Annotated in this window: 23 protein-coding genes; 15 read left to right on the top strand and 8 right to left on the bottom strand. The window is 34.8% G+C overall.

What is annotated here, in order from left to right; genetic code table 11:
* Window positions 1–22: 22 nt before the first annotated feature.
* From KF896_03410 to KF896_03430, 5 genes are all read left to right on the top strand, one after another.
* Complete coding sequence (locus KF896_03410) at window positions 23–286, top strand: DUF4160 domain-containing protein (protein ID MBX3042743.1); 264 nt, start codon at window positions 23–25, stop codon at window positions 284–286.
* 3 nt (window positions 287–289) lie between these two features.
* On the top strand, window positions 290–580 hold the full coding sequence (locus tag KF896_03415) for a DUF2442 domain-containing protein (protein MBX3042744.1): 291 nt from the start codon (window positions 290–292) through the stop codon (window positions 578–580).
* Between the two features lie 5 nt (window positions 581–585).
* Window positions 586–945 (top strand): hypothetical protein, encoded by a 360-nt coding sequence (locus tag KF896_03420; GenBank protein MBX3042745.1) that lies wholly within the window; start codon window positions 586–588, stop codon window positions 943–945.
* Between the two features lie 324 nt (window positions 946–1,269).
* Entirely contained in the window at window positions 1,270–1,674 is a 405-nt protein-coding gene (locus KF896_03425) for a hypothetical protein (protein ID MBX3042746.1), read from the top strand.
* A gap of 12 nt (window positions 1,675–1,686) precedes the next feature.
* A complete protein-coding gene (locus KF896_03430; GenBank protein MBX3042747.1) occupies window positions 1,687–2,079 on the top strand; it encodes a hypothetical protein in 393 nt (130 codons plus the stop codon).
* Between the two features lie 144 nt (window positions 2,080–2,223).
* Here the strand turns inward: KF896_03430 and KF896_03435 are convergent, their stop codons facing one another.
* Window positions 2,224–2,463 carry a hypothetical protein gene (locus KF896_03435; protein ID MBX3042748.1) on the bottom strand — a complete coding sequence of 80 codons (240 nt, stop codon included), beginning with the start codon at window positions 2,461–2,463 and terminating at the stop codon, window positions 2,224–2,226.
* Window position 2,464: 1 nt separating this feature from the next.
* Window positions 2,465–3,238 (bottom strand): metallophosphoesterase, encoded by a 774-nt coding sequence (locus KF896_03440; GenBank protein ID MBX3042749.1) that lies wholly within the window; start codon window positions 3,236–3,238, stop codon window positions 2,465–2,467.
* Window positions 3,239–3,772: 534 nt separating this feature from the next.
* Between KF896_03440 and KF896_03445 the strand changes: the two genes are divergently transcribed.
* The 6 genes from KF896_03445 to KF896_03470 all read left to right on the top strand — a co-directional run bounded on the left by KF896_03445 (window position 3,773) and on the right by KF896_03470 (window position 12,713).
* Window positions 3,773–5,077: a pyridoxal phosphate-dependent aminotransferase gene (locus tag KF896_03445; protein ID MBX3042750.1), complete on the top strand. Its 1,305-nt coding sequence runs from the start codon at window positions 3,773–3,775 to the stop codon at window positions 5,075–5,077.
* A 231-nt stretch (window positions 5,078–5,308) separates the two neighbouring features.
* Window positions 5,309–6,448, top strand: a complete 1,140-nt coding sequence (gene recF, locus KF896_03450) for a DNA replication and repair protein RecF (protein MBX3042751.1) — start codon at window positions 5,309–5,311, stop codon at window positions 6,446–6,448.
* On the top strand, window positions 6,435–6,728 hold the full coding sequence (locus tag KF896_03455; protein ID MBX3042752.1) for a DUF721 domain-containing protein: 294 nt from the start codon (window positions 6,435–6,437) through the stop codon (window positions 6,726–6,728). The genes recF and KF896_03455 overlap by 14 nt, the downstream gene beginning before the upstream one ends.
* 55 nt (window positions 6,729–6,783) lie before the next feature.
* The gene (gyrB, locus tag KF896_03460; GenBank protein MBX3042753.1) at window positions 6,784–8,859 is read left to right on the top strand and encodes a DNA topoisomerase (ATP-hydrolyzing) subunit B; all 2,076 of its coding nucleotides are present in this window, start codon (window positions 6,784–6,786) and stop codon (window positions 8,857–8,859) included.
* 24 nt (window positions 8,860–8,883) lie between these two features.
* Entirely contained in the window at window positions 8,884–10,221 is a 1,338-nt protein-coding gene (locus KF896_03465) for a DUF3887 domain-containing protein (GenBank protein ID MBX3042754.1), read from the top strand.
* 431 nt (window positions 10,222–10,652) lie between these two features.
* Window positions 10,653–12,713 (top strand): oligopeptide transporter, OPT family, encoded by a 2,061-nt coding sequence (locus KF896_03470; GenBank protein MBX3042755.1) that lies wholly within the window; start codon window positions 10,653–10,655, stop codon window positions 12,711–12,713.
* Between the two features lie 103 nt (window positions 12,714–12,816).
* On the opposite strand, the gene KF896_03475 is transcribed toward KF896_03470, so the two are convergent.
* Both KF896_03475 and KF896_03480 read right to left on the bottom strand, forming a co-directional pair.
* Window positions 12,817–13,314: a 3-isopropylmalate dehydratase gene (locus KF896_03475; GenBank protein ID MBX3042756.1), complete on the bottom strand. Its 498-nt coding sequence runs from the start codon at window positions 13,312–13,314 to the stop codon at window positions 12,817–12,819.
* Between the two features lies 1 nt (window position 13,315).
* Window positions 13,316–14,608 (bottom strand): 3-isopropylmalate dehydratase large subunit, encoded by a 1,293-nt coding sequence (locus tag KF896_03480; GenBank protein ID MBX3042757.1) that lies wholly within the window; start codon window positions 14,606–14,608, stop codon window positions 13,316–13,318.
* Window positions 14,609–14,969: 361 nt separating this feature from the next.
* Between KF896_03480 and KF896_03485 the strand changes: the two genes are divergently transcribed.
* Genes KF896_03485 through KF896_03495 form a run of 3 tightly spaced genes read left to right on the top strand, consistent with a single transcriptional unit; the run spans window position 14,970 to window position 17,430 of the window.
* Window positions 14,970–15,758 (top strand): tryptophan 2,3-dioxygenase, encoded by a 789-nt coding sequence (locus tag KF896_03485; protein MBX3042758.1) that lies wholly within the window; start codon window positions 14,970–14,972, stop codon window positions 15,756–15,758.
* On the top strand, window positions 15,755–16,951 hold the full coding sequence (locus tag KF896_03490; protein ID MBX3042759.1) for a kynureninase: 1,197 nt from the start codon (window positions 15,755–15,757) through the stop codon (window positions 16,949–16,951). Before KF896_03485 ends, KF896_03490 begins: the two co-directional genes overlap by 4 nt.
* Before the next feature lie 5 nt (window positions 16,952–16,956).
* Window positions 16,957–17,430 (top strand): hypothetical protein, encoded by a 474-nt coding sequence (locus KF896_03495; GenBank protein ID MBX3042760.1) that lies wholly within the window; start codon window positions 16,957–16,959, stop codon window positions 17,428–17,430.
* Window positions 17,431–17,713: 283 nt separating this feature from the next.
* Here KF896_03495 and KF896_03500 read toward each other — a convergent pair whose 3' ends face one another.
* Complete coding sequence (locus KF896_03500) at window positions 17,714–18,007, bottom strand: integration host factor subunit beta (GenBank protein MBX3042761.1); 294 nt, start codon at window positions 18,005–18,007, stop codon at window positions 17,714–17,716.
* A 238-nt stretch (window positions 18,008–18,245) separates the two neighbouring features.
* On the bottom strand, window positions 18,246–19,718 hold the full coding sequence (locus KF896_03505) for a polysaccharide biosynthesis C-terminal domain-containing protein (protein ID MBX3042762.1): 1,473 nt from the start codon (window positions 19,716–19,718) through the stop codon (window positions 18,246–18,248).
* Window positions 19,719–19,907: 189 nt separating this feature from the next.
* On the opposite strand from KF896_03505, the gene KF896_03510 reads away from it, so the two are divergent.
* The gene (locus KF896_03510; protein MBX3042763.1) at window positions 19,908–20,954 is read left to right on the top strand and encodes an Omp28-related outer membrane protein; all 1,047 of its coding nucleotides are present in this window, start codon (window positions 19,908–19,910) and stop codon (window positions 20,952–20,954) included.
* Window positions 20,955–21,028: 74 nt separating this feature from the next.
* On the opposite strand, the gene KF896_03515 is transcribed toward KF896_03510, so the two are convergent.
* Both KF896_03515 and KF896_03520 read right to left on the bottom strand, forming a co-directional pair.
* Window positions 21,029–21,424 carry an iron-sulfur cluster assembly accessory protein gene (locus tag KF896_03515; protein MBX3042764.1) on the bottom strand — a complete coding sequence of 132 codons (396 nt, stop codon included), beginning with the start codon at window positions 21,422–21,424 and terminating at the stop codon, window positions 21,029–21,031.
* A gap of 75 nt (window positions 21,425–21,499) precedes the next feature.
* Window positions 21,500–22,975: a potassium/proton antiporter gene (locus tag KF896_03520; protein MBX3042765.1), complete on the bottom strand. Its 1,476-nt coding sequence runs from the start codon at window positions 22,973–22,975 to the stop codon at window positions 21,500–21,502.
* Between the last annotated feature and the right edge of the window lie 2 nt (window positions 22,976–22,977).

The raw sequence follows: 22,977 nt of genomic DNA on the forward strand, positions 1-22,977 counted from the left end.
TTATTAAAATTTTGAGACAATGATGCCAGAGATATCAAGGTTTTACGGCTTAATAATTACAATGTATGGTGATGACCATAATCCTCCACATTTTCATGTACAATATAATGAGTACCGTGCTATTATTGAAATTATTAGTGGGGAAATTTTACAGGGTAGTCTCCCATCAAAGCAACTAAAATATATTCAGGTCTGGGCTGACATTCATAAAGAGGAGCTCCTTGAAAATTTTGAAAATTTGAATAAAGATATCAAAACATATTCTAAAATAAAACCTTTGGAGTAACAAATGAAATGGATAGAAAAAGTTTTAGAAATAAAGCCGTTTGAAATAAAAACACTTTGGAACGACGGCAATATACGAAATATTGATTTTCAACCCTTCTTGGAAAGTAAAGGGAAAAAAGTTAATTCTTCTTACCATCAATTACTCAACAAAGATGTTTTTGTAAAGGCGCAATGCGATGGAACAACGATTTTTTGGCAAGACTTAATCGAATATAAAAATCTTGATGGCAGAATTTGCAAAGGCAACCTTGATATTTCGCCGGAAGTATTATATGAATTAGCCCAACATTGATTATTATGTGCTTATATTCTGGTCGCTTCACCACACCAGACCTCTTGTGGTCTGCCTTCCCTGCTCAAACGCCGTACCACTATGCGTATAACTCACCGCTGACTTATCGCGATCCAACTGGGTTAGCTCCAGAGAAAGATAAGGAAGGTGAGGAGTTGCAGGTATTTCTTATACCAGACTTGGATTTGCATGATGGATTAATTAATGAGTTAAAAAATAATCCCGCATACAACCACTACTATATTATTGCAATGGCTGATTTTACATTTGCAAATGTTATGAAATTAAATGATTTTAATTTATCTTATGGTGGTGGTGGAAGAACAGCTGATGGGACTGGTGCTGAGAATGGGCAAGGAGGATAAGGTTCTAGTGTTGGTGGATTTTGGAGCTCAGTATGGAATACTATTACAGGGATATTCAGTAGTGATGATGAAAGTGAAAGAGGTAGTGGATGGGTATGGAACGGTGTAGATTACGGTAGTAGAGAAGCATTAGTTGCTGCTTCAAAACGTATAACAGCCGAAGAGAATGCATCAAGACAGCCAATATCAAATGATGGTTTTAAATCGGCAGCTACTCAATATGCTGGTGTTGATGTCTGGGAAAAAAAAGAAAATGGTGATACAAATGATAATTTTGGTTTTGTACAAGATATAAATGGTGTTGCAGATTTTTCAGCATCATTAATGCAAACAAAACAATTAGGTGGTGTTGGTTTGGGTTCAAATGGAAAAGTATATGCAAATTCACTTCTGAAAGGTTCAAAACCTTTTTATGGAAATCAATCAACTACAGTTGTATTAGCAAAATCTATCGGTAAAAATTTGGGGTATGCTACTTTAGGTGCAGGGATTTTATTGGAACTTGGAGCAAGTGCAACAGGTGAACAATCCTGGTTTAGATTCGGTGTGGATGTGGGTGCAATGGGCGGTGCATGGTGGCTGGGTGGCTGGCCTGGGATCTTAGCCGGAGGAATTTATTCGATTGGTATGTCTGAATTTGACAGAAAACCGGATGGACCAGGTTGGAACACAGGTAACATGGGGCTTAATCCTTCAGATAATACCCGTACATATAGAAGAATCAAATAGGAGGAATTTAAAATGTATGCATTTATTTTTTATGGAACGTATAGAGCATTGAATTCTACTATTTTATCTAAAGGAAAAGAAAAGCAGGAAGATAGAAGAATTAGTGCCGTAGCTCAGACATCCACAATTATAGGATTACATATACTCACTATTTTATTCTTTTTACATAATAGATTAAATATTAATATTATTTTATTAGAACAATCTAATTTTAAAATTTTTGTTATCAGTTTAGTAGCTATTTTATGGATATTTTGTCATTTACGATACGTGAATAGGTTAAAACAATTATCAGAAAAATATAAACCGATTTTTGATAAATATAAATATTTAGATAGAATAGTCGGATTTGGCAGTTTTATAATAAGCGTTATTTTATGTATTTTATTTCTTGGCATACTTTGACCTCCTTTCTTTTTTAATGTTTTTGCATTTTATCATATTTTTATGAATTTATATAAAGAAATTTGAAAAAATACGACTACAAACCGTTTGGTGATACTTTGTGGACTTCAGCAGGCACTATGAACCGTGACAACTTCGATGGCATTACGTATGATGCAGAATCCGATTAATACCGACACCATCACCTAATATCAATATTACATTTTTTATAGAATCGCCACCGAAATTCTCAAGGGTTGAATAATCTCCGGGTACATCTTCAGAGAATTTCAAAGAATCATAAGTAAAAACTAAGATATCTCTTTTGGGCTTCTCATCAGAGCAGGAGCTTATTAAAGCAATTGCTAACAGAAGTGTTAAAATATAAGTCGTATTTCTTTTCATATCACTGCCTTAATTTCTTAAATATTTTATGATTGTCGAATAATTGATTTTCAATTCCAATTGCTTTTAAATCAATTGATTTACGGGTAACTTCAATTAACCAGACGTGTAAATCTTTTGAGGCGAAACCTCCCTTAAGAAACCATCTGTTTGTATCAGGTTCTCTTAAAGGCGCTCCAAGACCACCTTCTCCAATGTAAGTAATCCCACGCTCTAAATCAATTTTTCCATTTCTAATCGGAATTGTTCTTTTAAGACTGTGACCATCTGATTCTATTGCTAAATCAATATTATATTTTTCAAATAAAGGTATCCAATTATCTCTTACTCTTTTAAATTTATATTCATTTGTATCTTTTACGGCCGGGAAAGCCGGCTTGTGATAATTCACAAGCAGCCATTTTGATTTTTCTCTCAATTCAGGAAGTTCTTCTACAAGCTTATGATACTGCTCACCTGTTAATGAAATTTCAGTATTCAGAGTTATGAGTGAAATATCATTCGTAACTTTTGAACTGTAATAATAACTGAATGCAATATCCTCATTAATATTATTTTCTCCTAAATAAAAATTTTCAAGGAAGCCAATTTCAGTGTCGTGATTACCCATAGACACAAAATAAGGAAGTATTCTGTTATCTGAACCGTAGGAATATTTCATATCATCAAAAAACCAGTAAAGATGCCTCCAATCAGCCGTAGTGCCGAAATCGGCGCCATGTATCATAGCATATATATCAGGATTATCCTCAATCAGCTTAGCTATTAGCTTCATCACATTCTGCCTGTCTATATGCGGTGTTCTTCCTGCATATCTGGGTTTATCGCCACCAAGACGTGAATCTCCCCCAGCGACAAATTTGATTTTTTCAATATCATCCGGAGCCGTGATAAAATAATATTCATCGGAAAAATGTTGAGATGTTACCGGCAGGTGTGTATATCGTCGGGTTTGGTGATAGAGTAGAAAAGTTCGTGAAGATCTGACTAAGTTGAACGTTAAATGTTATTGAGTTGAAAGTTAAATAAGAGTTAGATAGTCGAGACTTCGCAAGTGTGGTACATCTTGCATTATTCTTTTATCCGCGAAATCTTTTTAATCCTTTATTCTGACCAAAATGAGCTGTAATATATAGAAATTTGTGAAGTTTTGATTTATGAATGATGGAAAAATTCAACATTGCCAAAACTAATTGTGTATATATTGCGTTTAACTACATAATGTATTTTTGTTTGAATACTTTATGATAAATGCCAAGAATTTATGTGATTTTTTTTTGGAAGAAAAATAATTTGAGGGGTAGAATCTATGTTACATGCAGATATCCATGCCGATGAATACACAAACCCTAATGTATTAGGTTTGACTGAATCTGATACACTTGTAATTAATGCACGCTCAAAACAACTCATGTCTGAAGGGAAGCAAGTTTTTAGATTTGGGTTAGGGCAATCTCCATTCCCTGTACCGGATAGTATTGTTGACTGTTTAAGATTAAACGCACCTCAAAAAGATTATCTGCCCGTTCAGGGACTTCAAGCACTCCGTGAAGCAGTCGCATACTTTCACAGAAGAAAAGACGGCATTGATATTAATCCGAATTGTGTAATTATTGGTCCAGGCTCGAAAGAACTTGTATTTCTTTTACAACTTGTTTTTAATTCTGAAGTTATTATAGTAAGCCCATGCTGGGTTTCTTATGTTCCGCAGGCGAAAATACTCGGCAAGGAAATATCAGTCATACATAGTCGGTATCAGGATAAATGGCATTTAACTCCAAAACTTTTTGAAGAATTTCTAACAAAAAGAAATGTGGGGAATAAACCTTCTTTGATGATACTCAATTACCCAGGTAATCCGGATGGTGGCTCAATAGAAGAGCGTGATTTGAAAGCTATTGCCGATTTAGCAAGAGAGCATCATATTTTCATTTTATCAGATGAGATTTACGGGCAGCTTCATCATCAAGGCAAGCATATTTCGATTGGCAGGTTTTATCCTGAGGGAACAATCATTAGTTCAGGATTGTCAAAATGGTGTGGTGCCGGAGGTTGGCGACTTGGAACTTTTGCATTTCCGGAGAATTTGTCATGGATCTTAGATAAAATGGCTATTGTGGCAAGTGAAACATATACTTCAGTTAGTGCACCGATTCAATATGCCGCTGTTCAAGCGTTCAGAGGCGGAAGCGAAATTGAGGAATATCTTTGGCAGGCACGAAAAATACTTTCTAATCTTGGCAAAGAATGTGTACAAATTTTGAAAAGAGGCGGCGTAAAAGTTTATGAGCCAACCGGCGGATTTTATCTGTTTTTGGATTTTTCTAAGTTTGCAAAGAAATTGAATGCTAAAGGCATTACAACATCAAAGCAACTTTGTTCACAGCTTCTTAATGATACTGGTGTAGCAATTCTGCACGGAAGTTCTTTCAGCAGACCCGAAAATGAATTTTCTGCTCGTATGGCTTATGTTGATTTTGATGGTGCCGGAGCACTCGCAACTGCCAGAACAACTCCGTTACATAAATCATTACCTGATGATTTTAATGAAGTTAATTGTAAAAATGTCATTGAAGGTGTAAATGAAATTGTGAAATGGTTCAAAGGGTTGTAGAATATCAAAAATATTTTTTCTGAATTAATAAATTAAAATAATCAATCGAGCAAGATTAGGATAATTTTAAAAATATTGGTTATTCTCAAATATTAAACTTAAGTGGAATTCATATCATACTTCAGGAGGTCATTTCTTATTATAAATTTACATAAAAAAACACTTAGATATTGGATTTTTCCTTACTTTTACAGTCTTATGTTATTGAATTTATGCAATTAATTAATTTCTATGCATATAAAGAGTATAAATATAAATAATTTCAGGAATCACTCCAATACTCAAATTGAATTTGGCGATGGCGTGAATGTTATTAGCGGGCAAAACGGTTCCGGCAAGACAACAATTCTGGAGGCTGTATCAGTTGCCTCACTTTCAAAAACATTCCAACCCTGCCTGGACATATCATTAATTAAGTCAGGAGAGGAATATTTTAGTATAAAAACTTCTGCCATCAGCAATGTTGATGCGCCATACAACGTTCAAATCGAATATCGCAAAAATCAACGAAAAAAAATCAATACATCAATTGGGGATAATCTAAATCCAAAAGATATAATCGGAATTATACCTTTAGTTGTTCTTTCTCCTGATTTTAAGTCCCTGACATTCGGCTCACCTCAGGACAGGAGGCAGTTTCTGGATATGATTCTGTCCCAATCAGGCAGGCACTATGCTTCAGAAACACTAAGATATCGTAAGTTATTAAAACAAAGAAATTCAATGCTATCAGAGTATTTGAAATCAGGTTCAACAAATCGCGATTACTATGAAATTCTCACAGATATGCTTATTAAATCCGCTGTCGAAATATATTTCAAAAGACTTAATTTTGTATCAGAATTTAAAAATTTCTTTGAAACATCATATAAATTTGTAAGTAATAATATTGAAGTACCTGAGATAATTTATATGCCTGATACAATCAAAAATGATGAAATAAAAGATAAAGATTCAATAAAAGAATTGTTGCAACGAAGATACAGCGATCTGAGCTCATCTGAATTCAGACGTGGCTCTACGTTGTTTGGACCCCACAAGGACGATATTATTTTCAAAATTAATGGTTTGAATTCCCGCGAAGCTGCCTCGCAGGGTCAGCACAAGAGTCTGCTAATAAGTATTAAACTTGCTGAGTTTGAATATCTAAAAGATATTTTGAATGAAACGCCTGTCATTCTTTTTGACGATGTGTTTTCAGAGCTTGATACCCAACGCAGCAATGCAGTTTTTAGCAAAATCATGGAAAATAAAGCTCAGACATTAATCACACTAACAAATGCCGAGAGATTTTCTGATTTAAATAACATTTCAACCGTTTATTATGAAGTTCAAAATGGAATTGTAAGGAGGCACAATGTTAATAAATAGAGATGCATTAACACTTGACGATTTGATTCAGGTTTACATAGAAAAAACAGGTCTTCACGAAGAGTATGAATTAGCATTAATAATTAATAATTGGGCAGAATTGGTAGGTGAAAAATTTGCGGAAGTTTCTAAGCCCGACACATTGAAAAATGGCGTTCTTACAACTCGATGCAGCTCTTCAGTGTGGCGTAGCGAACTGTTTATGAGAAGGCAGCAAATAATTGATAAAATCAATGATTATAGAAACAAAGAAGTGATAAAAAGCATGGTTATTCGCTGATTTATTCGTATATTTGTAAGTTATAATATTTACAAATTTCAAAAATAATTTAATTATGAGCGACGAGAAAGAAATCTTAAGTTCAGATGTAGCTTTTGAGGCTATAAAAGCAATTGAACAGGACTTGCCGATTACCAACGGCGATTACAGTGAAGGCAGTATAACAGTACTCGAAGGTTTGGACCCTGTCAGGAAAAGACCTGCGATGTACATCGGTGATGTAGGCGAACGCGGTCTTCACCATTTGATTCAGGAAGTTGTTGATAACTCTATAGATGAAGCACTTGCAGGTTACTGTAAAAATATCACGGTTATACTTCACAAAGACGGTGCTTGCAGCGTAGAAGATGACGGACGCGGAATTCCGACAGGTCCCCACCCTATAAAAAAAATATCTACTCTCGAAGTTGTAATGTGTACTCTGCATGCCGGAGGTAAATTTGACAAAGCATCTTATAAAGTATCCGGTGGTCTTCATGGTGTTGGGGTATCTTGTGTGAATGCCCTGTCAGAATATTTTGAAGTTACAGTACAGCGAGAGGGTAAAATATTCAAGCAAATTTACAAGGAAGGCGTTCCCCAAACAGAAGTCGAAGTGATTGGTGAATCTTCACTTACAGGAACCAAAGTTTACTTTAAGCCTGATTCAACAATATTCAAAACTACAACATTTAAATTTGATAAAGTTGCTGAAAGACTTCGCGAACTTGCATTTTTAAATAATGAAGTGACTATTAATTTCATTGACGAACTGGAAGAATTGAGTGAAACTTATCATTATGAACACGGTTTGCTTGACTTCATAGGCTATATTGATATTGATAACAAAACATTAGTCAATCCGATTTTGATAACAGGCTCTGATATTGGAGATTCTCAAGTTGAAACCATTGTTGAAATATGCTTCCAATATAACGGTGGTTATACTGAAAATGTACTTTCTTATGTAAATAATATCAATACAGTAGAAGGTGGTACACACGTTTCAGGCTTTCGTTCTGCATTGACAAGAACTCTTAATTCTTATGCCAATAATCTCAACAAAAAAAATAACGGCAAAGTTAATCTTACAGGAGATGATTTCCGTGAAGGTTTGACTGCAATAATATCAGTCAAAGTAGCTGAGCCGCAATTTGAAGGACAAACGAAAACCAAACTGGGCAATGGTGAAGTAGAAGGTATAGTACGCTCGATTGTGAATGATAAATTATCACAGTTTTTGGATTCAAGTCCATCAGAAGCAAAGAAAATAATTGATAAAGCTTTTGTCGCAGCACAAGCTCGTATTGCAGCAAAAAATTCAAGAGATTTGATCAGACGTAAAAATTCTTTGGAAACCTCTACCCTACCGGGTAAACTTGCAGATTGCTCTCTTGATTCACCTCAGGATACGGAAATATTCATAGTCGAGGGTGACTCAGCGGGTGGCTCTGCAAAACAAGGCAGAGACAGAAAATTTCAGGCTATTTTGCCTCTCAAGGGTAAGATATTGAATGTTCAGAAATCAGGTCCTGCCAAAGCTTTAGAAAATGAAGAAGTAAAGACAATAATCACTGCACTTGGTGTTGGTTTTGGTGACTTCTTTGATATGACAAGGCTAAGATACGGCAAAGTAATACTTATGGCGGATGCCGATGTGGACGGTTCGCATATCCGAACTCTTCTGCTGACTCTGTTTTTCAATTATATGAAAGATTTAATTATTGAGGGCAAACTTTTTATTGCCCAACCACCCCTTTACAAAGTTAAAAAAGGTAAACAAGAATTTTATGCTTTTAATGATTCAGAGCGTGACGAAATCATTGACAGATTCAGGAAAGAATCACCTAAAGCAAAAGTAGTTATTGAACTTGAAGAGGGAGAAGCTCCGGTTGATGCTGATGCTGTTGTATTGGAAGAAGCCCGAAAAGATGGTATCAATATTTCAAGATTTAAAGGACTTGGAGAAATGAACCCTGAACAGCTCTGGGATACAACTATGGACCCTGAAAAGCGAACGATTTTACTTGTAACTCTTGGCGAAGCGGCTCAGGCATCGCGTGTTTTCCAAATGCTGATGGGTGACAAAGTCGAACCGAGACGTGAATTTATAGAACGAAATGCTCAGTATGTTAAAAATCTTGATGTTTAAAATTATATTTGCCGGAATTTCAAAATGAGTAAATTTTTGTTTATTACAATTTCAAGTTTATTATTTGCAAGTATTCTGCTGGCAACTCCCAGCCATGAAGCAGCACGCGAGACAGCAAGACAGTTTTTGAAAGATTTTAGAAATAATGATGCTGAAGCTATGCAAAGCCGTTTTAATGAAACTGTTAAGCAACAACTTCCTATTGAACAAACTGCTCAAATTTGGGGTCAGATTACTTCATTATTCGGCAAATTTCTTAATCAAGGTGAAATTTTATCAAGTGATTATAATGGTTTTGTGATATGCAGTTCGCTATTATCATTTGAAAATGGTTTGCTTGAAGCAAAAATTACAATTGATAAAGATAATCTTATATCAGGATTTTTTATATCGCCAAAAGAAAGAGAAGAAGATTATATTCCTCCAAAATATGCAGATACTACTCAGTTTGCTGAAATCAGAGTTCGCTTCGGAGAAGAGCCTTTTATATTAAATGGTGCAATATCTCTACCCAAAAGCCAACAACCATCACCTGCAGTTGTATTGATTCATGGTTCGGGACCACATGATATGGATGAATCAATAGGTCCGAATAAACCATTTAAAGATATTGCTTGGGGACTTGCTTCCAATGGTATTGCTGTTTTCAGATTCAATAAACGAACAAAGCAATATCCTGAAAAAATGATGGAAATTTTCAACGATGCAGACGTTTATGATGAAGTAATTTATGACGCAGTTTATGCAGTAAATTTACTCATTGAGAATGCTGCACTGTACAATATTGATGTAAATAAAATTTATGTTTTAGGACATAGTCTTGGCGGAACTTTAGTTCCAAGAATTGCCAGAGAACAAAAAGCAATTGCCGGAATTATTAGTCTTGCAGGTATGTCGAGAAAACTTGAAAATACACTTCTTGACCAGTACAATTACCTCTTTTCACTTGATGGTGAAATTGATGATGAAGAAAAAGCAAAAATTGAAGAGTTGAAAATTCAAATTGACAGAATGCTCTCCCCTAACTTAAGCAAAGACACACCCTCTGATTCTTTACCTCTTAGTATGCCGGCAAAGTATTGGATGACATTCAAGGGTATTAATCCGGCTAAAGAAGCATCTGAACTTGATACCAGGATACTAATCATGCAGGGTGCCAGAGACTATCAGGTTACATTGCAGGATTTTGATATTTGGAAAAATGCTCTGAAGAATCATAAGAAAGCAGACTTCCTTCTATATGAAGACCTGAATCATTTACTCCAAACAGGTGAAGGCAAAAGTAAACCTGATGAATACTACAGACCTACTAAAGTTGATGAAAGAGTAGTAGAAGATATTATCAAATGGATTAAAAAATAATTTTTTTCAATTAGGGCGATTTTTGTTTCGCCCTAATTGAAAAATGTCACTTGGAAAAACTGCATTTCATACTAATAACATCTTTGGCTGAATAACCTGATATTGCCTCAAATCATTTGTTAACATAAACAGGTATCATATCAGGTTTGCGATAATCAGCAAAAGTTAACCCTTCGTATGCCAACTCAAATACTTTTGAATCCTTAAATGGCATGTGGTTAATTTGATTCTATCTAAACAGTTCGAATACAGAAATAATATTACATAATAATGAAAAAGATAATAAATTAAAAATAAATATTACAAATTACTATCCAAAAATTTGAATTTTTACAAAAACTGTTTTATTATTTGATAAAATGTTAGTAATTTTATTTTTCTGAATATGGAAAAAACAAAAATTTATTTTTATTAACTAAAAGGGAGTTCGAATGGCTGATAAAAAATTTGTACCATTTGTACCTGCAGATTCAAACATGGCTGAAATGACAATCAAAGCCCTGATTCTCGGGTTAATAATGGCAGTCGTACTTGGTGCTGCAAATGCATATTTGGGATTAAAAGCCGGTATGACTATAGCCGCAACATATCCAGCCGCAGTAATCGGCATGGCATTACTAAAGATACTAAAAGGTTCAATATTAGAGGAGAATTTTGCAAGAACTGTAGGCTCAATTGGTGAATCAGTTGCCGCAGGTGCAATATTTACACTTCCGGCATTTTTTATAGCCGGAATTTGGAATCCATTCTTTACATTTGAGAATTATTTTGCTGCATCTCTAATACTTGTATTTGGTGGTATTCTCGGTATTATGTTTGTTGCACTTCTGAGAAGAGTAATGGTTGACGATAAGGAACTGCCATTCCCCGAATCAGTTGCTGCAGCTGAAATCCACAAAACCGGGCGTTCCGGCGGAAGCAACTCGATATTTCTCTTTGGCGCTATGGGATTTGGAGCCCTTGTAAAATTGATGGCTGAATTCAAAATTTTCCCTGCAATATGGGAGAAATTTGTTGTATTTTCAAAGCAAACAATAACAGGAACTACGTTCTCCGGACAGGGTGGGATATTTCTGAGTTCTCCCGGTGTAAGTCCTGCATATATGGGCGTTGGTTACATAATCGGACCGAAGCTTGCTTCACTTAACTTCAGTGGTGGCTTAATCGCATGGGGACTTTTAACTCCGATGATATTTTATTTTATGTCCCCATTTATAGATTACAATCTTTGGGCAGCTGTATTGGCAGAAGCTAAGGGAATGACATTAGCTGAAGCTTCCACAAGAGTCAATGACCCGATATTCCAGATGTTCGAAATTTGGAAATATATAGTAAGACCAATTGCAATTGGTGGTATGCTTGTTGGCGCTGGTTTTACTCTTTTTAAAATGAGAAAAAGTCTCGCTGCCGGTATTGCACGCTCAGTAGGCGATGTAAAAAAAGCCGCTTTGGGTGAATCAACCGGAACTGACCGGACTGAAAAAGATATTCCTTTCAATTGGATAATTCTTGGTATTTTGATTGTAGCAATTGCAACATTCTGTATAACTTACTTTATTTTTGACACAACAATATTAGTTGCTGTAGTATCATCAACTATTATGATAATACTTGCCTTCTTCTTTGCAGCAGTGTCGGGATATTTAGTCGGGATTATGGGCTCAAGTAATAATCCTATTTCCGGTTTAACACTTACAGCATTGGTTGTAACAGCTCTTGTTCTTGTTGCACTTGGCGTGACAGGTGATGAAGGCGGAGTTGCTGCAGTTCTTGGTGTTGCTGCGATAGTTTGCGTTTCGGCTGCAGTTGCAGGCGAGATGCTTCAGGACCTGAAAGCAGGTCATATTTTGGGTGGTACGCCATGGAAAATGCAGGTTGGCGATATCGTTGGTGTCATTTTATCAGGCTTGGTTATGTTTTTCGTACTATCATTCCTAAATGACGGAGATATAGCCAAAGGACTCCAAGAGGGCTACGAGGGCGGTTTCGGCAGTAAGAGTTTATCCGCACCTCAAGCCGGTCTTATGGCAATATTATCTCAGGGTATAGTTGGCGGTCAAATGGCATGGCCCCTTATTATCGTAGGCATGATTATGGGATTTGCATTTATACTCATGCAGGTGAAAAGTCCGATGCTTGTCAGTGTCGGTATGTACCTACCTCTCGAAACTACATTCGCAATTTTTATTGGTGGTATGATAAAAGGTGTAGTAGAAATGGTAAATGAACGAAACAAATTCAATACTTTCCAAATGGCGAGAGTTGAAAATGTGGGCGTACTTCTCGCTTCAGGCTTAATAGCAGGTGAAGCATTGATGGGACTTATATTCGCAGGATTTGCAGTATTCGGTATATTTATGCCACATATTTTCCCGGGAGCTCCATTCCTTATAAGTCTTGGTGTAATTGGTCTCATTGCTTACATATTAGTTAAGATCCCGGTAAGCAAAGCAGGAGACCCGAATGAACCTGCTGCACCATCAGGTATGTAATTTATTATTGCGAAATACAAAAATTTCCCCGTTTTGAAAATTTTCAGAACGGGGATTTTTTAATTGATAATCATATTATTCTAATACAGTTCTTGAGAATTACCTAAACTCCCAATTTTTCCTTTAATAATTTTTGAGTATAAGGAATCAGACCACCCGCTTCCACTATGGCTTTTCTTGCAGCAGGAAGTGGTATTATCGGGAATGATTTTCCCTGAGTATGGTTAATAACAATATCAGGTTGTAACTCAATATCATCATTGATTTCTGCTTCAATCTCAGGACAAATGACAGTATTAAGACCAAGATTGATTGAATTTTGAAGAAAAATTCTCGCAAAATCTTTAGCAATAACCGTAAGATTATGCCCTTTCAAAGTTGATACAGCTTGTTCTCTTGAAGATCCACAACCGAAATTCTTACCACCAATCAAAATTGCTTGATCACTCTTCGGCTTTTCGTTCAACGACTTATTTAAATCTTTAATATCATCGAAAGCATATTGTGGAGTTTCAGTCGGAAGCACAGTAGCCATATATCTTCCCGGATAAATAATATCAGTAGATATATCATCGCCAATTTTATATATTACTTTTGGCATTTTAATTTTCTCCTTTTTGAGGGTTAGTAATTACGCCGGTCAGAGCTGAAGCTGCTGCAACTACCGGCGATGCAAGATAGACATCTGAAGTAGGATTCCCCATACGACCTTTGAAGTTTCTGTTGGTTGTGGCAAGAGCTGTTTCACCGTCGCCCAAAGCACCCTGATGCACCCCAAGACATGGACCACATCCTGAATTCATAACTACAGCACCGGCTTTCATAAGGTCGGTAACATATCCTGCTTCAACAGCCTGTGTATAAATCCTTGATGATGCAGGAAATACGAGCATTCTTACACCTTTAGCCACTTTTTTGCCACGAAGTATCTCAGCAGCTGCGGCTATATCGTCAAGCCTGCCGTTAGTACAGGAACCGATAACAATCTGATGCACTTTTGTACCCTCAACTTCGCTAACCGGCTTTACATTATCAACAGTATGAGGACATGCTATTTGAGGCTCTAGTTTGGTCGCATCAATCTCAACAATTTTATCATAAACAGCATCTTCATCAGCTGTAATTATATCAATAACTCCTGTTACCCCTGCTTCCTCTCTCAGATACCTGACAGTTTCTTCATCAGGTGGAACGATACCTGACGTAGCACCTGCTTCGACTGCCATATTGCAAATTGTAAGTCTTCCGCTGGTGCTCATATTTTTTATGGTTGAGCCATAGAATTCGAGTACTTTAAAATTAGCACCCTCAGCTGAGATTTTCCCAATAAGGTACAAAATTAAATCCTTTGGAGTTACAAATTTCGGTAATTCTCCCTCGATTATAACTTTGATTGTAGCAGGTACTTCGACATTCAGAATACTTCCCAGCGCCCATACCGATGCCATCTCCGTAGCACCTATACCGAAAGAGAATGCACCTAAAGCCCCGTGAGTAGTTGTGTGGCTGTCTGTGCCAACAATCACACTTCCGGGAAGTACATAACCCATTTCAGGTAAAATCTGATGGCAGATACCACCCTCATCTCCACGAACATCGTGAAATTTTGATATACCTTGTTGGTCAACAAATTCACGTACTTTCTTTTGATTAGTAGCTGTTTTCTTGCTCTCAGCAGGCACTCTGTGGTCAAATATTATGGATATTTTTGAAGGGTCCCATACATTGGCAGTCTCCCCTATTCCATTATAAATTTCAAGAAACTGGTTGAGTACAAGAGCAGCATTTTCATGTGACATTGCAAGCGATACTTTTGGTTCAAGTACATCGCCAACATTAACTTCTGGTTTACCTGAAGCTTTTGCCAATATTTTTTGTACAATTGTCTGTGGCATTATTTTCTCTGATAATAATTTGTTAATTATATTAAATATATAAAGTTAAGCCATTAATTCAAATAATTTATTTTAAAATTAAAAAAATGTCATACTTAACAAATTTTAAGACGGCATTATTAATACGATATTTTGATAGATTATATCAATTAGGATTATTGTAAATACATTAAAAGGTTGGTTTCAATTGCTTTTTTCTCTATTCAAAATTTATGAAAAGTTTATCCCCAGCAAATATTGGAATTAAACTGAAATAATGTTTGAATATTAAAAACAAACCGGACGAAAAATATTTATTTCAAATAATTTTGAAATTAATCAGTTAATTTATTTTATTATAAATTTATTTTGAAGAGGTAAAATGGAATTAACTTACTCAAGTTACTTAATGATTGATGAACTCAAAAAGCTTCAGTCTCTAAAATCAAATCCACCTGAGCATGATGAAATGCTTTTTATAATAATACATCAGGCTTATGAGCTATGGTTTAAACAAATACTTCATGAAACTGATGAACTTTGTCGCAGGCTTGATGCAAATTCAATCACCGATGCCCAAAAATCTCTTAAAAGAATCAATACAATAATGAAAGTTATTGTTCATCAGGTTGATATTTTGGAAACTATGACTCCACTTGAATTTCTTACATTCAGAAATTATCTCGAAAGTGCAAGCGGATTTCAATCTACTCAATTTCGTGAATTGGAGTTTGCACTTGGACTGAAAGACAGCAATGCATTGCGCCGCACTGATGCGGAATCTGATGAAAGGGCAAAGCTCGAAATGAGATATAATTCCCCAACTCTTTGGGATGTATTTTTAATTTATTTAAAGAATAATTCTTACAACATTCCTGATGATTTACTCAATCGTGATTTCAAGCAAAGAATTGAACCCAGCGCAGAGGTTCAGAAAATTCTTGTTGATATTTACAGAAATTCTCCTGTAATTTCTCAATTTTGCGAATTACTACTTGACCTTGATGAAGGGCTTCAGGAATGGAGATACAGGCACGTTCAGATGGTTATGCGGACAATTGGAACTAAAATGGGAACCGGTGGCTCTTCAGGGGCTGACTACCTGAAAAGTACTTTATTCCGTCAGGCTTTCCCTGATTTATGGATTATCAGAGCGGAATTTTCAATATGATAAATATTCAGTCTCTATATAACTCTCCAAATTCTCTTGAAAAATTTTACACTTCGTTCAATGTATCCGAGAGAATTTTACTTACAGGGCACTCTCATCAGGCGTGGCCCGATGTAGCTTATGACGGTCTTAGGCAATGCTGGAATGATGCCGCCGGACTAATTGACTACAAATGGTCTAAAGCATTTGAAAAGGCTGATGCTGTACGAAATGGCTATAAAAAACTGATGAATGACAGTAATGGAGAAATTGCGCTTGCTGCAAATACTCATGATTTATTACTTAAATTTCTATCAGCTATGGATTGGAAAAATCGAAGAAAAATTATAACAACAGATATGGAGTTTCATACTGTCAGAAGGCAATTAGACAGACTTTCAGAAGATTGGATTGAAGTAGTAAAAGTTCGGGCTGAACCATATGATGACCTTGCTGAAAGAATTTCTGATTTGGTTGATAATAATACTGCTTGCGTTATAGTCTCAAAAGTTCTTTTCAAAAATGGCAGGATAATCAACAATCTTGGATTAGTTGAAAATAAATGCATGGAATTTGGGACTTATTTATTAGTGGATGCTTATCATGTCCTGAATGCAATCCCATTTGATATTTGCAGCGAAGGACTGACAAACAGTTTCATCACAGGTGGAGGTTATAAATATTGTCAGCTTGGTGAAGGCAACTGTTTCTTGCGAATACCTGAAAATTGTTTGCTTAGACCTGCATTTACAGGTTGGTTTAGTGAGTTTTCCCAGCTCGCAGAAACAAAGTTTCCGGGTGAAGTTCCGTATGGTGAAGGACATTACAGATTTGCAGGCTCAACTTATGACCCGGTTTCTCACTACAGAGCTGCTGAAGTCTTTCAGTTTTTTGAAGAAAATGAGCTCACGCCCGAAATTCTTCGGGAAGTGAATCTTCATCAGAAGCAAGTTATGGCTGATTTATTTGACAGGATTGATATGGAAAGCAAAATAATTAAACGTGATAACGATGTTCCTCTTGAAGCATCAGGCGGATTTCTTGTACTTAAAACTAAGTTTGCCGGAATTATAAGTCAAAAATTATTTAAACATAATATTTATACTGATTATCGAGAAGACCACCTTAGACTTGGTCCGGCTCCATATATCTCCGATAAAAAACTTATTTATGCTATTGAAGCACTTCAAGAAATTGTTAAACAAATAAAATAAATCAAATGTCAGAATTATACAGTGAATATTCAACCAAGCTCAAATCATTCAGTTATTTATCATTTCTAATCATAGTGCTGAGCGGAGCATATTTAGTCAGCGGTTTAATTGCAGGCGATAAGCAATCGCTTTCTGAATCTGTATCGGGTGGACTATTAGGACTTTTTGCTGGCGGTTTTTTATATCATTTCAGCCGCAAGAAACGCACTTTAAAGTTATATCCCGATAAAATTGAGTATCTCAAGCCGCAGCCTGAATTTACTGCAAACTGGGATGATATTATACTTGTTAAATCATTTCAGGAAATGAACAGAAGAACTGAAAATTTAGTAATTATGACCAAAGATGAGCAGGTCTTATCTATTTCTACAGCTTTTTTTGACAGAGAAAAGTTAATTAATGCATTTCGGGATATACAAATTATTCTATCTGAAAGAAGTGGTATAACCTTTGAGGATGACCGTAAGTGGGGAAATTAAAAAAATAAGGCTGTTATGATGAAATATCGTAACAGCCTTAGACTAAGGATTATTTCCTTTTTTTATGACGATTCTTACGAAGTCTTTTCTTCCTTTTATGGGTAGCCATTTTATGACGTTTTTTCTTTTTACCGCAGGGCATAATCACTCCAAATGAAATTATTATAAATATTTTATTCTGCACTATATAAGTTTACAAATATAATGCAAAAATGTATATAAACCAAAAAAAAACGGAGATAATTATAAAATCATCTTATAATTATCTCCAAAAATAAAAATCTTAGTCGTTTGATTTTAAATTATCATTGACTTTATTCAAAAATTCAGGTGAAGGCTTAAAAACAGGTACGTATCTTTTTTCTAAAGGTACTAATTCACCTGATTTTGGATTGCGTGCCATTCTTGGTTTTCTACTTTTGTGTTTAAAAACACCAAATCCACGCAATTCAATACGCTTACCGGCAGTAATTGCATTTATAATACTTGCAAAAACACCATCAACGACTGCTTTGGTCTCGATTTTTGTCAGACCGGTTGCTTTTGATATTTCATCAACAATATCAGCTTTTGTCATAATTTCTTTTCCTATACAATTTTAATACAACATTTTATGAATTTTCATTTTTACAGAGTTCAAAATTACAAATAAGTTTTATAATTAAAAAGATTTATTTCATAATTTATTTTTTCTAACCTATTGTATTTTAAGAATTTTTTTATTATGGGAACATTCGAAATTGTAAATTATACATACAAATTAACGAAATTACTGTTAATAACCTATAAAATTTATTGCAAAAATTTAACACAAACTACTTTTTTATAAATTTTTTCAAGATTTCTATTTCATTCGAACCAAAGAATTTAAACAAATATAACATACAAAAGAAAATTATCAAAAGCGAAACTTTGAATACTATTAAAATATTATTTTCTATAAATCCTGTCAGATATTTATCAGTAAAGAAAATACCGGCAGTAGCAACAAGAATCAGAGCAACTCTCCTCCACTCATAGTTTACAGGAAATATCTTCATAACGATGAAATAAATAATCAATACCGATACAAAATATGCTGCCAATGTAGCCCATGCAGCTCCTTCGTAGCCCATTTTTGGTATAAGTACAAAATTGACAGCTATATTGACCAAAGCAGCAATCCCAACAGCCAAAGGAAGATACTGAGTTTTCTTCTCAATCAGAAGACCTGCACTCAAATTGGTAAATACACCGTTGAAATAATACGCAAAAAGTATAATTGGTATGATGTGCATACCTGACCAATACTCCGGATTGATAAAGTATTCCCCTCCTATTCCGGGTATTCTGACAATATAGCCTATAAACATACTTATTGTCAAAAATATCAGTGCTGCAGCAAGAGTAAAATATGTAAATATTCTAGCGAAAAGCTCTTTAGCGTGGCTGTCCTTGAAGTGTGACAGATAAAACGGCTTCCAGGCATATTCAAACACAGTAACAAAAATCATCATAGGGATTCCAAGCCGGTAATTGACCTGATATGTTACCACATCGCGGAATGAATCAGTAAGCTCAGTAAGAATCGGTCTGTCAGCCACTTGAAGGATTATTGCCGCAAGGTTTGCGGGAATAGTGGGAAGTCCGAATTTCAACATTCTAATAAATAACTTATTGTCAATCTGAGCGAGAAATTTTTTAACTATCATCGGCAAAAGATAAATAACTCCTATTGAAGAAGCTATTAGCTGTGCATAAAGCACTCCTTCTGCCTGCAATTCAAATCCAATCAGCAATATCAGATTAAATGCTACAGTAAGGAAAATCAATGAAAACCTGATTGTAGCAAATTTTTTCGCCTGATTTGTCATTCTCATATAACCCATTGGTATGAGAATAGCTGCATCAAGCATGGGGATAAGAGCAGCGAGTCGTATTAAATAAGCGGCTGATGTTACTTCAGGATTTGCAATAATTGAAGCAATGAAATCCGAACTTATCAATATAATTGCCGTAAATGCAACACTGATAATATTTATTATCAAAAATGAATGTGTAAAGACCTTTGAAGCCTGTTCTTTGTTATCGTGAGAGTAGAATCTGAAAAATGCTGATTCCATCCCGAAAGAATATATGACATTTATAAATGCCAGAAGTGCATATATGTAAATTATAAATTCATATTCGGTACCAAAAAGTAAATTGGAATATATTGGTGTCAATAAAAAATTAAGAAATCTGCCAAAAACTGTGGCAAAACCATATATTAAAGTGTCTGAACCGAGTTTCTTAATTTTGGAATACATTTTTCTTTAAGTTTTATAAGATACAAAAATAAACAAAATATATTTAATAATGAAATTATGAGAAAATCATACAATTTACAAATTAAATTTATTAAAAATAAATTTAATTGATTTAAATTAAAAAGATTTTTGTATTTTATATCTGTCAAGAGTGTTATTTTTTAAAATGTTAATTAAACAGGTCGTAAAATGAGAACTACTACTAAATCGCCACCTAGAAGACTAATTCTGAATCTTCTTATATTCTCATCCATAATAATAGCTTTCAGCAGTACCGAACTTATAGCTCAATATAAACGAAATATTGTCTTTGAGATATTTTCCGAAGTATGGTGTGGACCCTGTGCCTCTTTAACACCAATGCACAAAGCATGGCTGAAAAACCATCCAGATTATATACCTGTTTACTATTACTCATACTTTATGGTAAATAATCAAAAGGTTATAAACGCACAGGAAGATTATAATTATCGAAAAAACTTATATTCGGTACCATTCTTCCCATATGCAAGAATAAATGCAGTCAATGCGCCAAATGAAGCATATCCGGGCTTTCCTACAGATACGAACAGAATTAATGCTATAATTGACACGATGTCCAAAACAACACCCGTAAATGTAGATATTAATTTTGTCAATAATGGACATAGCGGCTCAGTAAAAATTGACATAACAAGCAATATCGAACTTAATAATAAAGTTCTCTTTGTTTATTTGATTGAGAAAGAACATATCTATTCATCACAGCAAAACGGTATGACTGACTTTAATTACATCATGCGAAAGTCACTTCCCAAAAGCAGTGGAGAAATATTTTCAATCAAAGCCGGTGAAAAATTGACTTATGATTATAATTACACGCTTGATACAAAAATTAATACTGATTTATATGCTACAGTTATTGTGCAGGATATATCAACAAAATATATTTATCAGTCCGGTAGTGTGTTTAAGTCTTTTGCAACATCAGTTAATAATGAATCTTCTTATTCCGAATTGCAAATTTACCCAAATCCGGCATATGATTTTATAACCATCTTTCCTATCAATAATGGACTTAATCCCTATGATAAAAGTACGAAAGTTCAGATATTTGATGTACTTGGAATAGAGGTAATGTCTACAGAGGCACTTCTTGAAATGTCCTCATACAGAGTTGAAATCTCTCGTCTACCCGTAGGAGTATATTTTATCCGTCTTGGTGATAGATTTCAGAAATTTATGAAAACAAATTGAAAAAAATTGTTATAATAAATTAAGCCCGAAAAATCAATTTCCGGGCTTTACTATAAAAAGATACTTATGCAGAATTAGTGACCTCCGCCACCGCAACCGCAAGTTTTTGCATTGTTCGGATTGTTAAATACAAATCCGCTACCATGCATATCATCCACATAATCCAAAGTAACACCCATCAAATAAAAAAGGCTTTTATTATCAATAATTAAATTTAGATTATGTAATTCAATAAGTTTGTCAAAATCATTCACTTCTGAATCGAAACCAAGTATATAATTCATCCCTGAACATCCTCCACTCTGAGTACCAAGTCTAAGTGAATATTCATCAGGTACACTGTTCTCTTGTCTGATTGAGCTGATTTTATCCAAAGCTCTGCGTGTAATCATTATCGCATCTTGCTCATCTGAGCCTGTTACACCGGTAGGGATAAGTTCAACTTCTGTATCATTGATTACTGCATTCATATTTACCTCAAATTTAAAAAAAAGAATTTAATAATAACTATAGGAACGATTTTAAGTTTTTATTATTATTAAAAATTATTTATTTGGAATTTTAAGTTTTAAAGCATCGTAAATATCGTTGATATAATCCTTATTTTCCACTAATACTATCAAAATATCTCCTGACTCAACGATTGTCGCTCCGTTAGGTGTAATGAAATTATTATTTCTGTTTATCATAGCAATTATAGCAGTTTTAGGAAAATTCAACTCTACAATTCTTTTTGAGCAGGCAAATGAGTTCACTGGAATTTCTATTTCAAGCATTTCTGTTTTAACCCTGTCAGTCATTTGAATTTCTATTGGGGATATCGGCTTTACTTTAGCCGGTAAAGATACTCTGAGCAATCTTGCAAAGAAACTCAAAGATGTACCTTGTACCAATATTGAAGTCAAAGAAATAAAAAATACTAAATTAAATATCATGTCTGCTTTTTCAATTCCGGCAAGCAGTGGATATGTTGCAAATACTATAGGAACAGCTCCTCTAAGCCCAACCCAAGAGATGTAAGATCGCCGTCTCATCTTCATTTTGAATGGAGCTAAAGCAAAAAATACACCAAGTGGTCTTGCTACAATTATTAAAAATAAAGATACAATAAGACCCAAACCTATAACTGGCATAATATGTGAAGGAAAAACAAGTAATCCAAGAGCTAAAAACAGTACGATTTGCATTAACCAGGCTAATCCGTCAAACATCTTGAATATTGTTTTTTTGTGAATGAACTCCTGATTGCCTATATAAACAGCACAAAGATATACAGCCAGAAAACCGTTTCCGCCAATAAAATCAGTAGCAGCAAATGATATGAACATCAACGATATAACAAGTACAATATAAAGACCCTCAAAATCAAGTTTGATATTATTTATAATGTATTTTGATAATTTCCCGAAACCCAAGCCTGCTATAGAACCGATAGCCATTTGTTGAAGAAATAAGGGTATCATTGTAAGAGGTGACAAATCCTGATTTATAACAAGACTTAAAAAACCAATTGTTAGCACATAAGCCATAGGATCATTACTACCACTTTCAAGTTCCAGAGTAGGTCTTAAATTACTTTTCAAAGCAAGACTTTTTGACCTTAGAATTGAGAAAACTGCAGCAGCATCAGTTGATGATACAATAGAACCCAATAACATAGCTTCATAAATTGTAAAATCTGTGATATACCAAATGAACGTTCCTAAGCTAACTGCTGTTAACAAAACTCCTATTGTTGATAATGAAACTCCCTGCCAAAGAACCGGTTTGATTGTCGTATAATTAGTATCAAGTCCACCGGAAAACAGAATGAAATTAAGAGCTACAACACCGATAAACTGAGCTAAAACAGGGTCATTAAAATATATACCTCCTATTCCTTCAGAACCGGCAAGCATACCGATACCTAAAAATAATATCAATGTCGGCACTCCAAAGCGATATGAAGTTTTACCGGCTATTACACTTAGAAAGAGCAATATCGAACCAACGAGTAATATGTTTTCTATTGTTAAATTCATTA

The sequence above is a fragment of the Ignavibacteriota bacterium genome (assembly GCA_019637995.1).
Taxonomy (GTDB): domain Bacteria; phylum Bacteroidota; class Ignavibacteria; order Kapaibacteriales; family UBA2268; genus JANJTB01.